The organism is Lentilactobacillus kosonis (assembly GCF_003864335.1).
GTDB classification, from domain to species: domain Bacteria; phylum Bacillota; class Bacilli; order Lactobacillales; family Lactobacillaceae; genus Lentilactobacillus; species Lentilactobacillus kosonis.
The window spans coordinates 337,301-356,361 of record NZ_BEXA01000001.1; the positions used below are offsets into that span (position 1 = coordinate 337,301).

13 protein-coding genes, 4 pseudogenes and 1 riboswitch are annotated in these 19,061 nt (G+C 37.9%); of the genes and pseudogenes, 5 read left to right on the top strand and 12 right to left on the bottom strand.

Features of this window, described 5'->3' with window-relative positions; translation table 11 throughout:
• Positions 1-32 precede the first annotated feature (32 nt).
• Positions 33-1,409 (bottom strand): Nramp family divalent metal transporter, encoded by a 1,377-nt coding sequence (locus NBRC111893_RS01785; RefSeq protein ID WP_125007763.1) that lies wholly within the window; start codon positions 1,407-1,409, stop codon positions 33-35.
• 181 nt (positions 1,410-1,590) lie between these two features.
• On the opposite strand from NBRC111893_RS01785, the gene NBRC111893_RS01790 reads away from it, so the two are divergent.
• The gene (locus tag NBRC111893_RS01790; RefSeq protein ID WP_160114428.1) at positions 1,591-2,232 is read left to right on the top strand and encodes a TetR/AcrR family transcriptional regulator; all 642 of its coding nucleotides are present in this window, start codon (positions 1,591-1,593) and stop codon (positions 2,230-2,232) included.
• Between the two features lie 74 nt (positions 2,233-2,306).
• Here NBRC111893_RS01790 and ribB read toward each other — a convergent pair whose 3' ends face one another.
• From ribB to ribD, 5 genes are read right to left on the bottom strand one after another with little or no spacing between them, the layout of a single operon-like run.
• Positions 2,307-2,903, bottom strand: a complete 597-nt coding sequence (ribB, locus tag NBRC111893_RS01795) for a 3,4-dihydroxy-2-butanone-4-phosphate synthase (protein WP_125007765.1) — start codon at positions 2,901-2,903, stop codon at positions 2,307-2,309.
• A 39-nt stretch (positions 2,904-2,942) separates the two neighbouring features.
• Positions 2,943-3,392 carry a 6,7-dimethyl-8-ribityllumazine synthase gene (ribH, locus tag NBRC111893_RS01800; RefSeq protein WP_125007766.1) on the bottom strand — a complete coding sequence of 150 codons (450 nt, stop codon included), beginning with the start codon at positions 3,390-3,392 and terminating at the stop codon, positions 2,943-2,945.
• Positions 3,393-3,995, bottom strand: coding sequence for a GTP cyclohydrolase II (ribA, locus tag NBRC111893_RS01805; RefSeq protein WP_125007767.1), 603 nt, complete (start codon positions 3,993-3,995; stop codon positions 3,393-3,395).
• Positions 3,992-4,585, bottom strand: coding sequence for a riboflavin synthase (locus tag NBRC111893_RS01810; RefSeq protein ID WP_125007768.1), 594 nt, complete (start codon positions 4,583-4,585; stop codon positions 3,992-3,994). Before NBRC111893_RS01810 ends, ribA begins: the two co-directional genes overlap by 4 nt.
• A 2-nt stretch (positions 4,586-4,587) precedes the next feature.
• Positions 4,588-5,628, bottom strand: a complete 1,041-nt coding sequence (gene ribD, locus NBRC111893_RS01815) for a bifunctional diaminohydroxyphosphoribosylaminopyrimidine deaminase/5-amino-6-(5-phosphoribosylamino)uracil reductase RibD (RefSeq protein ID WP_225417517.1) — start codon at positions 5,626-5,628, stop codon at positions 4,588-4,590.
• Positions 5,629-5,763: 135 nt separating this feature from the next.
• Positions 5,764-5,900: riboswitch (FMN riboswitch) on the bottom strand.
• Between the two features lie 293 nt (positions 5,901-6,193).
• Between ribD and NBRC111893_RS01820 the strand changes: the two are divergent.
• From NBRC111893_RS01820 to NBRC111893_RS01830, 3 genes and pseudogenes are all read left to right on the top strand, one after another.
• Positions 6,194-7,167: pseudogene (locus NBRC111893_RS01820) on the top strand (aldo/keto reductase).
• 104 nt (positions 7,168-7,271) lie between these two features.
• Positions 7,272-7,910: an NAD(P)H-binding protein gene (locus tag NBRC111893_RS01825; protein ID WP_125007770.1), complete on the top strand. Its 639-nt coding sequence runs from the start codon at positions 7,272-7,274 to the stop codon at positions 7,908-7,910.
• Between the two features lie 202 nt (positions 7,911-8,112).
• Positions 8,113-9,441: an ammonium transporter gene (locus NBRC111893_RS01830; protein WP_125007771.1), complete on the top strand. Its 1,329-nt coding sequence runs from the start codon at positions 8,113-8,115 to the stop codon at positions 9,439-9,441.
• A 54-nt stretch (positions 9,442-9,495) separates the two neighbouring features.
• Here the strand turns inward: NBRC111893_RS01830 and NBRC111893_RS01835 are convergent, their stop codons facing one another.
• From NBRC111893_RS01835 to NBRC111893_RS01850, 4 genes are all read right to left on the bottom strand, one after another.
• Positions 9,496-10,359 carry a metal ABC transporter solute-binding protein, Zn/Mn family gene (locus NBRC111893_RS01835; protein ID WP_125007772.1) on the bottom strand — a complete coding sequence of 288 codons (864 nt, stop codon included), beginning with the start codon at positions 10,357-10,359 and terminating at the stop codon, positions 9,496-9,498.
• 187 nt (positions 10,360-10,546) lie between these two features.
• Positions 10,547-11,974: an NAD-dependent succinate-semialdehyde dehydrogenase gene (locus NBRC111893_RS01840; protein ID WP_125007773.1), complete on the bottom strand. Its 1,428-nt coding sequence runs from the start codon at positions 11,972-11,974 to the stop codon at positions 10,547-10,549.
• A gap of 205 nt (positions 11,975-12,179) precedes the next feature.
• Positions 12,180-13,526, bottom strand: coding sequence for an MFS transporter (locus NBRC111893_RS01845; RefSeq protein ID WP_125007774.1), 1,347 nt, complete (start codon positions 13,524-13,526; stop codon positions 12,180-12,182).
• Positions 13,527-13,627: 101 nt separating this feature from the next.
• Positions 13,628-14,077: a universal stress protein gene (locus NBRC111893_RS01850; protein ID WP_125007775.1), complete on the bottom strand. Its 450-nt coding sequence runs from the start codon at positions 14,075-14,077 to the stop codon at positions 13,628-13,630.
• 591 nt (positions 14,078-14,668) lie between these two features.
• Here NBRC111893_RS01850 and NBRC111893_RS12250 point away from each other — a divergent pair.
• Positions 14,669-16,651: pseudogene (locus NBRC111893_RS12250) on the top strand (ABC transporter ATP-binding protein/permease).
• A gap of 74 nt (positions 16,652-16,725) precedes the next feature.
• Here NBRC111893_RS12250 and NBRC111893_RS01860 read toward each other — a convergent pair.
• Positions 16,726-18,082 (bottom strand): annotated as a pseudogene (locus tag NBRC111893_RS01860) (cytosine permease).
• Between the two features lie 174 nt (positions 18,083-18,256).
• Positions 18,257-19,016 (bottom strand): annotated as a pseudogene (locus NBRC111893_RS01865) (NADP-dependent (R)-specific alcohol dehydrogenase).
• Between the last annotated feature and the right edge of the window lie 45 nt (positions 19,017-19,061).

Sequence of the window (19,061 nt, forward strand, 5' to 3'; positions counted from 1 at the left end):
AGACCCTGCTAGTTTGATTATTAATTAATTTATTACTTAACCACACCGAGTGTTTGAAGAATCAAATAAATATTCAAAGCAATTAAAACGGCGCTTGCTGTCCAAGCCGACCACTTTACCCAAGCATGATTAGCGAACTTACCCATCAACTTCTTATCACTAGTGAAGATCACCAGTGGAACAACCGCGAACGGTAAAGCAACACTTAAGAATACTTGTGAAAAGGTTAAGAGGTCTTCAATCTTCGCTTCGTTACCGTGATAATAAATGGCGAAGGCTAACACTGGTGTTACAGAAATCAATCTGGTTAATAATCTTTGAGCCCACATTGGCATATGCAGATTAATAAAACCTTCCATAATGATTTGACCAGCTAAAGTTCCCGTAATGGTTGAGCTTTGACCTGATGAAAGCAATGCAACTGCGAATAACATACTTAACATTGGACTAGCAATGGCCCCAACAATTTGAGGATTGTTCAATGAATTAAATAAATCAACAAATCGGCCAAGGGTGCTGTCAGTGCCAAAGAACAAAGCGGCACCTAGTACTAATAGTAAACTATTAACAACAAATGCAATTGTCAATTGAATATTTGAATCAATGGTCGTAAATTTAATGGCCTTTGCAAGGGCCTTTTCGTTCTGGCGATCAACTGCCCGAGTTTGAGAAATTGATGATCCAAGGAACAAATCATGAGGCATTACAGTTGCCCCAACGATTCCAAGGGTCAAATAAAGCATTGACTTGTTAGTAATAATCTCTTTAGTTGGAACATATCCCTCAAACATCTGCTTAATGTTTGGTTGAGCCAAAGCAACTTCATAAAGGAAAACTGCTAGGATAACTACAACTAACGTTGCCACAATGGCTTCAATTTTTCTAAAACCTAATCGCATCAATAATAATAAAATCAAAACATCGGCTGCGGTAATAATAATTCCGACGATTAATGGAATATTGAACAATAATTTAATTGCAATCGCTGAACCGATAATTTCCGCAATATCCGTTGCCATAATTGCAAGTTCCGTAATAACCCAAAGTACAATTCCACCCCATTTTGAAGTGTGTTCTCGTGTTAACTGGGCTAAATCTTTTCCGGTTACAATACCTAGTTTAGCTGCCATGGATTGTAGTAACATGGCGATCAAACTAGAAATCATTACCACTGATAGTAACTTGTATTTAAACTGAGCTCCACCAGCAATTGACGTAATCCAGTTACCTGGGTCCATATAACCAACTGCGATTAATACTCCAGGACCGGTATATGCTGCTAATGTCCGCCAAAATCCTGCATTATCAGGAACCTGAATACTACCATTTACTTCATCTAAACTCTTTGAACCTTCTGTAATTTGTGATTCTTTATTATTTTCTTTCATAAAAGAATGCCCTCTTTCCATTGGCTTGAAATTTGGGTAACTATATTGAGTGAACACTCAACTAATTTCCAAAGCTTATTATAGCCTCTAGTAATAAACTGTCAACCATTAATGAAAATATCTTTAAAAATTTGACATTCTTAATTTGACCGATATAATCTAACCGTACAATTATCGACTAATACAATTGAGGAGTCCGACCGTGCATAAACCTGAGTTAGAACTATATTATCAAGCTGGTGTACTAGATCACTTTACCGAAAAACAGTTAAAAATCTTAACGACTGCTATTCAAATATTTTCTGAAAAAGGTTATGAGAACACTAGCACTAAAGAAATTGCTGAAGTGGCTGGCGTAGCCGAGGGTAACATTTTCGCTAAATTTAAAAATAAACGCGGTTTACTAAACGCGATTATCGAACCTGTCCTCAATCGAGTATTCCCATCAACTATTGACGCTTTCATTCAAGAACAACTTGATAAAGAATATTTAAGCACTGCTGAATTTGTTGACTCCTTGTTATTTAATCGCATGGACATGGTTAAAGAAAACAGCGCAGTTTTCAAAATCTTCTTTACTGAAATTTTTTACGATCACGATGTGCGCCAAGAATTGATTGATTTATTTCCAAATGTTTACTGGCAGAAGCTAAATAATTTAATCGATGAATTAAAACAAAAACACATTTTAAACGGCTTGCCCAATAACGACATTATTCGGACTCTTTGGTCAATCATGGGTGGCCTAGTAGTAGGCTATTTGTTCTTTAATCAACCTCTGGACCAAAGAACAATCAATTCCGGAATGACCGCTTTGGTGGAAGCAATTGAACCAAAACCATGACCAGCTATCATTTTAATTAACTAATCGAAATAAAAAGCGATAGCCCCTCCAGGTTATCGCTTTTTATTTATTAATTACAAGTTACTGTAATCACTAATCTCGGCAACTGAAATCATTGAGAAATTATGTTGGTTAGCAAAATCAACTAACTCTTTTCCTTTAGCCATATGGCCATCAGAATTAACGATTTCACAAATATAAGCTACTGGACTTTGGCTTGTTAACTTGGCTAAAGTTACTCCAGCTTCAGTATGACCACTACGTTTACGCAGCCCCCCGGATACAGCTTTTAACGGGAATACATGTCCTGGGTGATAGAAGTCAGCAAATGTTGACTGATGATCGGCCATTTTTTTAATTGTTTGAGCTCGGTCAAACGCTGAAATACCAGTGCTAGTGGTTCTAGCATCAGCGCTAACTAAAAAGGCGGTGTTAAAAGCATCGTTACTGGTATTGGTCATTAAACTGAGCCCCAGTTGATTCGCCCACTGCGGTGTCATGGGAACACATAACAATCCCCGCGCTAACGTAATCATTGAGTTTACTGTTTCTGGAGTCACATACTCAGCAACCCCAATCAAATCACCTTCCCCCTCCCGGCCAGGATCATCTGTGACAACGACTAATTCCCCCGCACGTAAATCTGCCAATACTTGTTCAATGTTACTCATTATTCAATCTCCTTCCTATCAAAGTTGGCAGCGCCTAAATTAGACAAGTTGTTGTTCTAATTCGAATAATTGAAGCAACGCATTTGCGCACTCGCTTCCTTTATTACCAGCTTTTCCGCCGGCTCGATTTAATGCTTGTTCGATGTTATTGGTTGTTAATAAGCCAAAAACAAGCGGAATTGGTGCGTTGACTGAAAGCGTAGCTAACTGTTGCGTAACTGCTTCACTAATAAACTGATAATGATCAGTCTCGCCTTTAATAACCGCACCTAAAGTAATAACTCCTGAAATTGCTGGTATTTGCGAGACTAATCTAGCAATCCTGGGTATCTCAAATGCTCCTGGAACTTGATAAACAATCACATTATCATCCATAATTCCCGCCTGTATTAGCGTTTGTCTTGCTCCAATCACCAATCGATCAGTAATAATGTTATTAAATTGTGAAACGACAAGTGCGATTTTAGTTTGCTCATTGAATTTAGTCATTTAATCTACCTCCGATAATAAGTGGTTCAGCTTATGCTTTTTCGTTTCCAAATACTGACGATCATGTTGATTGGCAGCGACTTCTAACGGTATCCGCTGATCGACATGAATTCCAAGATGATTAAGTTGCTGGATTTTATCAGGGTTATTAGTTAATAAGTTAATATTACTAACCCCTTGATTCCTTAAAATGCTAGCTGCAATCTCATAACTCCGACTATCAACCGGCAAGTGTAATTTCAGGTTAGCCTCAACTGTATCCCAACCTTGTTCTTGTAGACTGTAGGCCTTTAATTTGTTCACCAGCCCAATTCCACGACCTTCTTGCCGCAAATAAATAACTGCACCACAGCCTGCAGAATTGATTAATTTAAGGGCATTTCGTAATTGCAAACCGCAATCGCAACGTAATGAACCCAATACATCACCTGTGAAACACTCTGAATGTACCCGAATAATTGGTGACTGAGCAGATTTGAGGTCACCTTTATAAATTAATAATGTTGGCTGGTCTTGATTAGTTTCATAGGCCATAATTTGAAAATCGCCATATGCTGTAGGCAGCTGAGCGTGGGCTCCTACAACTAAAGTATTGTTTGTCATACGCTTGCCTCCAATTGTGATTGCAACAGATATCGAGCCAACACATCCACTTCTAAATTATATTGATGTGCTTTATGTGCCACTAACAAACCAGTATTAGCAGCAGTATAAGGGATTAAATTAACCGTAAATGCTTTCTTGTGAACCTCGGTAATTGTCAAACTAGTCCCATCTATGGCCACTGATCCTTTATATGCGATAAAAGAAGCTAATGGTGCTGGTAATTCGAATATCAGTTTTATCGAATTACCATCTGCAATTTTTTCCAGTAAAGGTATTGTTTGGTCAACATGACCGAGAACAAAATGACCATCAATTGGTTCCTTTAGCGTTAAAGCAGGTTCAATGTTAACCACATCATTAACCTTTATATATTTTAATGTTGTTTTTCGATAAGTTTCTGGCATAACCGTAACTTGCAAACCTAATTCTGATAAGTTTGTGACCGTCAAGCAAACACCATTAATTGCCAAACTACTGCCCACCTGGCATACGATTTTTTTCGGTTTTGCTATCGTTAACGTTAAGGATTCATTTATATTAACAACTTGCAGCACTCTACTTCGGGCTTGAATAATACCAGTAAACATAGTCAGTTACTCCTTTCAAAGACCAGCTTGACATCATTACCTAATTTGTTAACGGAAACCATAGTTAGCGATGTTGGTGAACCTAATTCTTTTCCAGTTAACACCGGTAAAGCATGCTCTCCAAATAATTGTGGTGCAACATAGGTTATTATCTGTTCAAACTGATTTTCTGCAACAAATTGGTTAAAGATTTGGCTACCACCTTCAACTAACAAAGACTGAATTCCCACTGATGATAAATATTCACAGATTTTAGTGGCAGTCCAAACCGGTTTAATAATAACTTTAACGTTATCTGGAACCATTCCCACCTTATTTTTATTAGCTAGGATCCAAGCAGGCGTTTTATTAGTAACTTCTTTGAACAATTGCGCGTCAAAATCGATCTGATTAGCATCATGAATTACCACAAGTCGAATAAACGGAAATCCCGAACTACTTTTTCTAATAGTTAATTGGGGATTGTCGATGGCCACAGTATTAGCACCAACTAAAATTGCTTGGTTATTTTGGCGCCGTCGTTGATTATCAAGGAATGCTTGATTGCCGGTTAATATTGATCGCTTTGTGGTTGAAAAGTTCAGTCGACCATCAACCGTCATTGCATACTTAAGGGTGACAAACGGACGATGATGTTTAAAATAAAACCGGTAAGCATTATTGGCATCCAAAAGAGTATTCAATACAACCACCTTAATTCCGTGAGATTTCAAATATGCCACTCCCTTGCCAGCAACAAGTGGATTAGGGTCAATTTCGCCAACCACTACCCTTTTGATACCAGCCTTCACAATCATCTGTACACATGGCGGTGTTTTCCCGGTATGAGCACAAGGTTCTAGTGTGACGTACATCGTTGCTCCCTCAACGTTGACATTATCTGGAAGATGATTGATGGCATTTACCTCGGCGTGGGGTCCACCGAACACTTCATGATGACCTTTTGACAAAATATGATTGTCTTTGACAATCACTGCTCCAACCATTGGATTCCTCCAAGTTTCAGGCTGGTCTCTCACCGCCTCTGTCAAAGCCTGATCCATGTAAAAAATATGATTCAAGTCAATTCACCTCGTAAAAAAGGCCCCGCAAATGAATGCGGGGCCAGGATTTTATCAAGCTAAAAAAGACTTCATCCGAGTACAGCTATACTAACTGCTGACGGTACGAAATATTAGCATTTTCTTCTCCCATCCAGACTATACTGTCGGTCCCAGAATCACACTGAGTCAACCGCAAATAAATGCGGGTCACGGACTTCAATTCATAAATTGTCACCGTCGGTCGGGAATTTCACCCTGCCCCGAAGAAATCTATTCAGTTTTCGCTGACAAGCGTACTACAAAATAAAAATACTGACAACTACCAAGATGATCAATCACCATCTACATTTCAGAATCCATTTCACTTTGTATCAGTTTGCAATTTTTTGTTATAGCTTTATTGCAGGGCTTTAACTAGTATAAATTAGCGGAAACCTACATCAAAAATCGCAAACCAAATTATATAATTTCAATAAATAAATTTGCGTTATCTTCATCGTACTTACTACTAATCAACAAATAAGTGTAAAATTTAAATTAATGAATATAAAAGGAGCTACTCATAATGAACTATCGTACATTAGGTAAACCGGTTTTAAAGTCAGCGAAGTATCTCTTGGAACTTGGCAGCTTGGTGGTCAATGGGGTACCCAATTTAATGAACTCGATGCCACTGAAACTTTGGCTGAAGCTTACGCCAATGGGGTAAATTTTTTCGACACGGCAGATATCTACCAAAATGGTGCTAGTGAACACACTGTTGGCCAATTTCTAAAGCAGCATCCGGATGTACACTACACGACTAAAATCGGTCGTAAAGATCCGCTATCAGTTACTAGTTTCAATAAAGAACATCTTGAAAGTTACGTTGAAGAATCGTTGGCAAATTTAGGAGTTGATTCTTTGGATATGGTCCTGCTTCACTGTCCGCCAATGAGTGTTTATTACATGCCAGAAACTTTCTTTGCCTTAGATGAATTGAAAAAATCTGGGAAGATTCAAAACTATGGCGTCAGTGTTGAACGGGTTGAAGAGGCATTGAAGGCTTTAAGCTATGATGTTTCTGCTGTTGAAATTATCTTTAACATGTTCCGTCTCCGTCCCCGTGACCTATTCTTCGATCAAGCTAAGAAAAACAACGTTGGTATTCTCGCTAGAGTACCTTTGGCCAGCGGATTATTAACTGGTAAATATAGTTTAGATACCCAGTTTCCTGCTGATGATCATCGAACGACTAACCGAAATGGTGAGCTATTTGATAAGGGCGAAACTTTCTCTGGCGTCGATTATAAAACTGGAATTTCGGCAGCAAATGAGTTGAAAAAGCGCTTAGGAACTGATAATCTAGCATCTACAGCTTTAAAATTCATTTTAATGCACGACGCAGTTTCCACCGTAATTCCTGGTGCTAGTAAACCTAGTCAAATTGGCCGTAACACCATTGCTTCTGATCTTCCTGAATTAACTCCTGATCAAATGAATATTGTTCAAGATGTGTACAATAAATTTATCAAGGATCCCGTGGATTATCTCTGGTAATTATTATTACTAATTAAATAATAATTTTTGAGAGTAATTTTATTTTTCATTTTATATATATCAACGTATACTTAGTAATGATACGTAATGAGGAGGGGTAAGTCATGAAAGTTACTATTATTGGGGCCACTGGCAGAGTTGGCTCATCAGTTGTTAGAAAGTTAGCTAACGTACCTGACATTGAAGTCTTTGCCGGTGCTAGACAAGTAGAAAAAGTTCCCCGTGGAGTTAATATCACTCCATTTAAAATTGATCTTCACATTTCACCGGAACTACTAAATGAAGAGTTACCTGATAGCGATGCTATCATTTTCGCCGCTGGTTCAGGTGGCAAAGATTTATTACAAGTTGATTTAAATGGTGCAGTAAAAGTTATGCGTGGTGCTGAACACAAAGGCATTAAACGTTTCATTATGTTAAGCGCTCGTAACTCATTAAATTTAGAATCATTTAGTGAACCAAATATATCGCCAATTGCTAACTACCTAATTGCTAAGCACTATGCTGACAAATGGTTAATGAACAATACCGATTTAGATTTCACCATCTTACAGCCAACTACCCTAACAGAAGAACCTGCAACTGGTAAAATCACCATTGGTCAATACGCTTCTAATTCAAATACGATTGATGATGTTGCTGAAACATTAATCGCAATCCTAAAGAACGATCGGACCATCAGGAAGGTAATCGCTATGAGTAACGGTGACACCCCGATTGAAGACGCAGTTTTTAATTTATAATATTGCTCGCTAAAATATATGTTATGTTTTATAACATGACAACGACGCTACTAATTTTATTTTTAGTAACGTCGGTTTTTTTATTAACAAGCATTCGCATAACTTAAGAATCTAAAAGGTAAGTGACATCCCCAAAATATTTCTTTACTTACCAAATTTTAATGTTAGAATTCTTAACATTAATGAAAAGGGGAGCGATTATATGAACTTAGCCAACACATCTTTTGTCATTCTGGCCAGTATCTTAGTTTTATTCATGACACCTGGTCTGGCCTTCTTTTACGGTGGCCTAGTTTCCAAACGGAACGTTGTTAACACAATGCTTTCAGTTTTCATCATGACTGGTGTCGCAATCTTACTCTGGATAATCTTAGGATATTCACTATCATTTAGTGGCGATAATTGGGGATTTATCGGCAATTTACATAATTTTTTCATGCATCAATTTAATGCTACTTCGCTAACTACAACTAAAATTCCAGAAAGTATTTATTCGTTATTTCAAATGATGTTTGCAATTATTACGCCTGCTTTATTCGTTGGGGCGGTAGTTGGCCGAATTAGATTTAATTTCCTGCTAGCTTTTATTGTGGCTTGGTCAATTTTAGTATATTACCCAATGGTTCACATGGTTTGGAGTTCGAATGGAATCCTTGCCAGACTTGGCACTTTAGACTTTGCCGGCGGAACTGTGGTTCATATAAATGCCGGAATTACCGCATTTGTTCTTTCTGCTTTCTTAGGCAAAAGAATCCACTATGGTGATATTCCCCACACCCACTATAACCTGCCTTGGGTGCTCCTAGGAACTTCGATTCTTTGGATTGGTTGGTATGGATTTAACGCTGGTTCAGCTTTAGCCGTTAATGGGGTGGCAGTTTCATCAGTTATCACCACCACGGTTGCCACGGGAGCGTCAATGATCACTTGGATGACCCTCGATATGTTTATCGCAGGCAAACCAACTTTGGTTGGCGTTTGTACAGGGACCCTCTGCGGATTGGTTGGTATCACTCCCGCTGCAGGTTATGTAACCATTTTGGGGGCTTTCTGTATCGGTATCTTGGCGTCATTAGCTAGTTACTTTTTTGTTTCCCAACTAAAAGATCGAATTGGCATCGATGATGCTTTAGACGCTTTCGGCTGTCACGGAATTAGTGGCATCGTTGGTAGTATTTCAACTGGCTTGTTTGCTACTAAAGCTATCAATCCAGCGGTCACCTCTAACGGTATCTTCTACGGCGGTGGCTGGCGTTTACTCGGGATTCAGCTGACTGCCACTGCCACCACGATTATTTTTGTGGTCATTGCGTGTTCTATCATCATTAAGGGGCTTTCACTTCTTATGCCAATGCGAGTTAACCGCCAAGAAGAAGAGCTCGGTCTTGATCAAGGCGAACATGGTGAAGAAGTTGACTACACAATTGAAATGGCTCAAGATATTGACAGTTATAAGAGTGATCTTAATATTTATAGCAAGGAATTTCGTGGTCAGTTGGAGAAGTTGAATAATTCTTCACTACCTCATTAGAAATTAATAAAAAAACGTGCTAATCTACCTTAATTGATATCTAGCACGCTTTTTTTATTTAGCTTGATGTTTCAAAATATTTTCTAATTGATTATATTGACTAATCATCCATGTACGGTAATTTTTGCCGGCGGGTAATGTTTCCGTGATTGGTAACACTGGAACTCCACTCTTCTTAGCTAAATCAACCATGTTATTCACAGTCTTAGAATCAGCCTGTTTATTAAATACAAAGAAGGCTATTTGGCGCTTCTTAATGCCACTTTGCATATTTTTAATAGTAGTTGGGGATTGATCTACCCCATTCTCAGTGTCATCTTCGAACTTCTGATTGCCAACTTTAAAACCAGCTGCTTCAAGAGCGTAATCAAAGACTGGCTCACTAACATAGACTTCTTTTGACTTCGACTTTTTAGCCAACGCTTTTAAATTAGATACTTTTTGATCAATTGGTTGCAGCGACTTAATATAATTTTGGGCATTTTTTTGGAAATACTTTTTATTTTTCGGTTGAAGCTTTCCAAAACGGACAGCTAAAGCATTCGCCAACTTAGGCATTGTTGCAGGTTTATACCATAGATGAGGATTATCCCCATTCTTTACATTCATCAATGATTCACCGACCTGAATGTACTTAACATTTGAATTATTTTTAACTAAATTATCCATCCAACCATCATAACCAATTCCATTGGCTACTACAACATTAGCAGCCGCAACTGCCTTACCATCATTAGTGGTGGGGGTGTAGTCATGAGGATCGACGTCTGGTTTATTAATAATCTCCGTCACCTTGCCCTTATTACCGACAACTGCTTTGGCAACTTCACCATAGAAATCAGTGGTGGTAACAATGTTAATCTGGCCCGATTTAGGATTATTACCACCAGTTGATGAACAGCCAGCGATTAAAAGCATTAACGAAAACAGTGCTGTAACTAGTGTAATTACCCGTGTTTTTTACCCAAAATATTAATCTCCTCACCTAAATAGTAATCAGTACTCTTTAATAGTATGAGGAATATGGGCTTACTTGTCAATTCATTTTTAAAAATTAGTTATCAAAAAAGCTTCGCAAGTCAGCATAACTTACGAAGCTTTTTCATTATTTACTATCTTTATCAACTGCTACTAAACCACCAGCTAAGTTATTCAAATCTGGCTTGTCGGCCTTAACAATTAGCTGTTCATTAACGAACGCCATCTGGCCAATTTGACTCATTTCTCTACCATAACCAGAATTCTTTACCCCACCGAATGGTAATTCAGGTAATGAAACCATAAAGTTATTTACAAAGACCATCCCAGTCTCAACCTTGGCTGCTACTTCAGCAGCATGGTTGCTATCGCCGCCAAATACAATGCCGCCCAAACCAAACATTGAATCGTTAGCTAACTCAATTGCTTCTTCTTCACTATGAACTTTGTATACGTGAGCAACTGGGCCAAACATTTCCTCACCGTATGCAGGATTATCTTTAGTGATATTAGTGAGGATCGTTGGTTTGAAGAATTGACCTGGTAAATCAATTGGTTCATTTCCATATTCTACGGTTGCGCCTGCAGCAACTGCTCGGTCGACCTGTTGTTGTAGTTTCTTTCTAGCTTTTTCTGAGTTCATTGGTGCCAAGGTTGTCTCATCATCCATTGGATCACCTGGTTTAACCTTAGCGAAGTTCTCCTTTAACTTAGCCACAAATTCATCATATAGGTTATCCATAACGATGAATCGTTTTGATGAAGTACATACCTGACCAGCATTATATAATCTTGCCCGCCAAGCAATGTCATTAACATCATCAATGTTGGCATCTGATAACACGATAAAGGCGTCCATGCCACCCAATTCCATCGTGTTCTTTTTCAAATTCTTACCAGCCGCTTCAGCAACTGAACGACCGCCTCGTTCAGAACCAGTAAGCGCTACTCCTTGAATCCGAGGATCAGCAATTGCTTCAGTAACTTGATCATAACTCAAAAATAAATTAGTTAATGAGCCTTTAGGAGCCCCAGCAGATTCCACAATATCTGCAAACATTTTAGCTGAAGTTGGTGTATTAGAAGCATGCTTTAACAACATGGTATTTCCAACCATAAAGTTAGGAGCAAACACCCGCATAATTTGATAGTAAGGGAAATTCCATGGTTCAACCATCATAATTACTCCAGTAGCATGCTTTTGAATTTCAGCCTCACCGTTAGCGATAGTATCAATTTTGTCAGGCTTTAATAGATCCTCTGCGTGATCAGCAAACCAGTCAGCAATAATTGCACAAAGTTCAACCTCGCCACGTGATTCTCTTAATAATTTTCCCATATCAACCGTTGCGGCTTCAGCTAATTCATCAGCATGATTGCGCATGTTTTTAGCAATTTGATGCAATATCTTTGCCCGGTCAGAAATTGGCTGATTTTTAAATTGCTTGAACAATTGATAACTTGTGTCAATCGCACTCATCAATTCAGCATCAGTGGCTTCGGGGTACTCCTTAACAACTTCATTCGTGTACGGATTAATTGTCTTATATGCCATATTATTAAATTCCTCCTAGTTTGTGAAAAGTTAATTAGTATTATAAAAATAGAAAAGCGGCCAACAAGTGGTCGCAAGATTGGATTAATGGGTTTTAAAGCGTTTTCATTCGCCTTAATTAGACTATAGCACTTTTTGAAAATTGTATCAATATAAAAAGACTCCCTTTTCAAAACTTCTAAAAAGGGGTCCTGTTACTTATATTTTATGAAACTTGTTTTTTAGTTGAATCCTTAATAACGAATACTAATAGCATTGCAATAATTTCTAAAATAAGAAAGGTTAGAAACACGCCCTTAAAGTTGCCATTACCTAAAATAACTGTCGCCACTACAATGGCTGTTGAACCCATAATTTGCCTGATTGTAGCGATAATCGATGAACCATGGGGAATTAGGTCATCCGTTAATGAATTAGCTCCTAACGTGGTTGCTGGCATCATCGCAAAAGCATTTCCAGCTTCCACGACCATCGAACCAATAATTGCTAACCAAACATTATGCAAACCACTAATTGCAAATAATAATAACCAACCTATGATAAATAACCCAAAACCAATCATGATAGTTGGTTTAAAGCCAACCCGATCAGCCATTTTGCCGCTTTGACGGTTAAGCCATGATAGCAATGCGGCTGCTGGAACAAGTGAAAGGCCTGACCATAGTGGTGACATCCCTAAGATCTGTTGATAATATAGGGGCATCACAATTGTGACGGTAATCAAAGACATATATGATAGCGATGTTAAGGCCACTCCTAAATCAAAGTTAGCAATTTTTAAAATATCCAATCTAAGTAATGGTGTCTTTGAAGTCAACTGCCGACGAACAAATAGCCATAATAAAATGATGGAGATAACTAAAATCATCCAACTAAGATAATTACTCATAGTCATTTGTTTAATTTCATTAATGAAATAAAGTAAACCTATGATACCTAATGAATAAAATACTGAAATAAAATCAAATTTACTGGCTTTGATTTCACGAGGACTGATAATAGTTCTCAAAGCTAAAAGAAATACTACTAGCAACACCACTAAAAACAAACCAAAAATTGCTTGCCAGTTCAAAACCTGAAGTAGCACTCCCGAAATAATTGGGCCAACTGCTAAAGCTGAACCCATTACTAAACCAACAGTTCCCATAATGGTGCCCCGTTTTTCCTGAGGTGTAATCTCCAAGATAATTGATTGATATGACGGAAAGAGAATTCCCACACTAATAGCTTCCATCAACCGACCAACCATCATGATTGGAAAGTTAGGAGCAATAATGATGACAATGGTCCCAACTGCAAAAATTCCTAACAATGTTAAATATAATGGCTTAAATTTAAAATTATTCATTAACCAAGGTGACAGCGGCATAACCACCGACATCACCAACATAAACCCAGTAGTTAACCAAGCAATCGTACTAGCTGGTAAATTAAAGTAGCGCATAAACGTTGGGTACGCTGTTGATAACGAAGACTGACTAATTGACATCGTAAAAGTTCCCACAAGTAGCGTCGCCACAAACCATTTTCTTGCATTATCTGTAAGTTCCAAATCAAATTCCTCCAAAATTTAATTTACAAAAAAGCGGAAACCAGAAACCAAGATCGCTTCTGTCTTCCGCGTGTAATCCATAACTTAATATAGATGAAAAACTACTCTCTGACAACCATTACTGAGATAGGTGAATATTTTGCCATGTAAGAAGCTTGAGAACCAAAATATTTTCTGATTCCGGTCTTAGAAAGCGAACCAATAATTAATAAATCCGCATTGACTGCCGGGATAACATTTTTAACAATAGTTTCTCCAGCTTCACCTTCGTCAATTACCATTTCTACGTTCTTAACTCCTGCTCTTAAAGCTAGGTCACGATACTTTGCTATATGTTTAGTTAATTCATCACGTTTACCATGAATATAGTTTTTATCCAAAGCTTCGTAAACATTCATATCTTCATGTTCTAAAATTGAAGTGATAATTAAAGTTGCGTCTGAACTTCGTGCCTCACGAATTGCATATCTAAATGCCAATTGAGCATCTTCAGAATCGTCAACTCCGACCAAAATTCTTTTGAAATTCTTGTTATATTCTTCCTTAGCCATTAAAAAGCCCCCCATAATCAACCTAAAATTTACCATTGTTAAATCTGGCATTTAATTTCCTAAGACAAATATCTCTTACTGATATTATAACTAAACCAGCCAAGTAATAACCAATTTTGCTTATAATAACAATTTAATTTTCATCATTAAGAAAGAGTCTGTGACCGAATCACTCAAACTAAATCAGTCAACTTCACGGTGCCCAGTTTAACTGCCATGTACTAAAGCATTGCAACTAAACTCGACATATAAGATAACAGATACTAATAAATTCTAAAATTATCACAACAAATTAATTCATTTATTCACCTGAGGAATCATCTGCATATTCGCTAACCTGCCCTCCCTTTCGATGAGCTTAACCTCAACAACAATATATCATAACTCAAAAAAATGTACAGAAAATATTTACCAACTTTATGTTAGAAAACCATATAAAAATATGCAAAAATAAGATATAGTTAACCCTATATTAGTTAGCTTCTTTTTAATCCACCTAACTTTTTTTGAGAATTACTCACTTTTACATTGACTTTGATCATCATAGTGGTTATATTTTACGGCGTGCTAATTATACAAGGAGGTTCACTTATGGCATTTTTAGAGTTACATGATATTCACAAATCCTATTATTTAGGAAAAGAAGAGTTCCCGGTGCTAAAGGGTATCGATTTAAACCTAGAACGCGGTGAATTTATTTCAATTTTAGGTGAATCTGGTGGCGGAAAATCTACCCTGATGAATATTATCGGTGGATTAGATCGTAATTTTTCTGGTTCGGTTGTTATTAATGGAAAAAAACTAGATCATAGTAAAGAAAAACAACTTGATAATTACCGACGGAGTACTGTTGGTTACATTTATCAATCTTATAACCTAATCAGTCACTTAGATATCGTTGACAACATTTTGGTCTCATTGAACATGACTAAGTTATCAAGTTCTGAAAAACGTCAACGTGCCATTGACCTCCTTTCTCAAGTTGGCCTAGGTGATCAAATTAAAAAGTATCCTAACCAACTATCTGGGGGGCAAAAGCAACGGGTTGCGATTGCCAGAGCCCTTGCCAGTGATCCTGATATCATCATTGCCGATGAGCCAACTGGAGCACTTGATTCTCAAAATACCAAAGAAGTTTTGGAAATTTTAGACAAAATTGCTGCTGACGGCCGCCTAGTTATCACCGTTACTCATTCACAAGCAGTGGCCGATTATGGAACTAGAATCGTGCATTTAGCCGATGGCCAACTTGATGGCGATACTCGCTTAAAATCAGCTTATCCAATACCAGATAATGAAGAGAAGCTGGAATCAAAACCCCTTTCTGCCGGTGCCAGTTATAACGATGCCTTTAAGCATTTAAAATATAATTTCTGGCGAAATTCACTAATCATGATTGGAACTGCCATCGGACTATTCGCGGTGCTCTTGTTTAGTGGTCTAGGAAATGGGGTTAATGCCTTTATTCAAGACCAAATCAACTCAATGGTTAATCCTAACTCAATTACTGTCATGAAGAATCCATCCGGCAAGAAGTTAAGTTCAGCTGCCTTCCAAGCATCCCTAGGAAAGTCTGCTGGTCAACCTCAAAAGCTAATGTTAAAAGATTCTGAAATTAATAAACTAAACGACATTAAAAATGTTGATAAAGTTGAACCTGGTTATCAGTTATCTAACTTTACTTTATCTCGAGGGCGAAAGAGTGCTAACGGGTCTAATATGAACACTTGGACTAAAGCGATTACTGATAATACCGTAGCTACTGGTCATAAACCTGGCAAAATGAAATTGTTATTGGTAAGACACAAGCTGTTTCACTAAGTAACAGTAAAGATTACAAGAAATTAATTGGTAAAAATATCGTTATCTCCTTCCCTTGGATTAATAGCAATAACCGGCCTGTTCAAGTAAAAGGAACTGTCAAAGTGGTTGGTCTTACCAAAGGTAGCGGTCAAACTGCCGTAGCTGCTGCGACCAATTACTCAACCATGAAGACAATGTTGAAAAATTCAAACGCTGAAACCAAGGCTAACTATGTCTCTGTTAATATCAAAAGAGTACTCAAGTTAAGCAAGCAGCCTCTGATGTCAAAACATTAAAATCAATGGTAAGTACACATTTGGGTCCATTACCGTCGGTGATATCCTTGATACAGTAAATCAATACGTTCAAATTGCGACAATTATTCTTTCAGCAATTGCCGGAATTTCATTAATCGTTTCCGCATTAATGATTATTGTAACAATGTACATGTCAGTATCCGAACGAACCAAAGAAATTGGTATTCTTAGAGCATTAGGTGCTAGAAGAAAAGATATTCGTCGGCTATTTACAGCCGAATCCGTCTTAATTGGACTATTCTCAGCTGCCATTGCGCTAGTGATTGCTTGGGCTGCACAATCTGGATTGAATAGCATGCTATATGGAATCGTTAAGTTCAACATGGTACAAATCACGCCAACCAATGTTATTACAACTATCATTATCGCAATTGTGATTTCATTTATTGCGGCCTTGTTACCTGCTAGAAGAGCTTCAAGATTAAACCCAATTGACGCCCTATCAGCAGATTAGCTAAACTAAATTTAAATTAATAAAAAAAGTCATAACGCCTTAAGCGTTATGACTTTTTTGTAGTTTTTATTTGTTTAACGTTTGCGTAATTTGGCTAGTCCAACATATAAAATTGCCGCTAAAGTCATCGCAACAAAGGTCGCCCCAACCGTATTAGCGATTACTGAAATATTTTTAAAAATACTATAACTAATCACTGAAATTCCCCATACCACAATTGCTAACCAATTAATGCCAAATCGATACCAGTATTTACCATCAACCTTAGTAAATTCCTCAGCGACATAATTTTGATTTGCAATTAAATAATAATCTGCAAGGAAGATTGCAATTTCAGGCCCTAAAAACATCCCGATACCATCAAGAAATGCAGTAAATACCCCCAGAAATGTCGAATAAAAAGGCTGGAATAAAAGTAACAAAAGTGGCAATTATCGTTACTAAAATAATACTGGGCGTTAATCTTAACCGTTTTATCATATTGGTTAGCGCTGATCCAGCTGCCATTAAATTCACGGCGTTAGCGGTGGTACTAGTAATAATAATTACCAGCATCGCCAAGATTCCCAACCCTAATTTACTAGCAATTGTGGATGGATCAGAATTATTAGCATCAAAATGACCTAACGTAATTGCTGTGGCGATTGTTGAAATTGTTCCCACCGTAGTAAACCAGAAGAACCCTAAATTTGCACCTAGGAATGGGGCCCACGTAGCGCTGGTTTTCTTTTTAGAAAACCTGGTAAAATCACTTCCTGCGGTTACCCAAGCTAAGTTAAACGCTGCCAACACATCAATTGCTTGTCCTGAGGTCATTCTGACACTTGCGGCTGGTCGATAAGCCATAATTTCACTAATCGAAACATGCTTAAAAACCACGTAACTTTCCCAAACGACTAACACAAATACTAACACGATTCCCACTCGTTCAATGATTCTGACAGAAAACTCACCCATCGAAGTACTTAAAATATGTAGTACACTCATGATAATAATTCCGAAGAATAGCCCTTTAATTCCTCCAGGTTGACCGTAAACTGGCCAGCCTAATAGGTCATGCAGAATATAACTAATGGAAGTTGCGGCAATAAACGTATTTACCGCTGCCCAACCGATAAATTGCACCAAATTAATTATTGACGGTAAAAAACTACCCCGTAATCCGAAGGAAGCGCGCGTTAAGGCCATTGAAGATACTCCCGTATCATAGCCCATTTTAGCCGCCAAAGCCAAGAGAATATATGATATGACACCCACCGCAATCATTGTTACAGAAGCCGTTGCAAATCCACATGCAGCAATAACTCCGCCGACATACCAAGTCCCATTATTAGCATTTGCACCCACCCAAGTCGCAAACATATCCCAAAATGACTGGTGGCGATGTTCCTTACCAATAATTTCTAACTGCCCAAATTGATTATTTTCCATAATTAGCTCCTTACTAAGAAGTCCCCTTATACCCGAAGGCGTAAGGGGACTTCTTAGTAGTATGGAAAAATCCACACAACGATGCATTACTTAGTCGTTCCTTATAGCCTCACGGGACTAATTAAAGGGTATTTTATAATAGTATACGGGCAATTAAGCAACAACGCAACTACATTATTGGGCTAAGTAACCACCATCGACCGTGAACTCAGAACCAGTTGCAAACTTAGATTCATCTGAAGCTAAGTAAACACAGATATATGCAATATCATTTGGTTCACCAATGTGACCCATTGGTGTTTGAGTTCTTTGTGATTGAGCTTCTTCAGCTCCGGGAATGTCGTCAACTAAAGGTGTTTTAATGTAACCTGGGTGAACAGTATTAACCCGAACATCGTAATCGTTTAATGAACAATGTAGAGCGGCTGACTTAGTCAATAATCTCACGCCACCCTTGGAAGCATTATAAGCAGCTAAATTAGGATCGCCAACAAAGCCTTCAATCGAAGACATGTTAATAATCGATGCGCCTAAATGCTTTATTTTTCATTTTGATAATTCCTAGTTTGGTCCCATAGAAGACCCCATCTAGATTAACTGACATTAGCTTACGCCAATCTTCTGCAGTGGTTTCTTCAATATTTTTAGCAATGGCAATCCCTGCATTGTTTACCAATGTTGTCACTTGACCAAATGCTTGCTCAGTTTGATCAAACAAGTCATTCCATCCTTGTTCATCAGCAGCATCGTGTTTAAAGAATCTAATTTGGTCTGGCGTCCCAATTTCCTGAGCAGCCTTTTCACCGATTTCTTCACGACGACCGGTAATTACCACCTTAGCTCCTTCTTCAACGAACTTCTGGGCAATTGCATAACCAATTCCTAAAGTTCCTCCAGTGACAATCGCAACTTTGTTTTTTAATCTATCAGTCATATCTGTGCCTCCCCGATAAGTATCTTACATGTTAAATATATCACA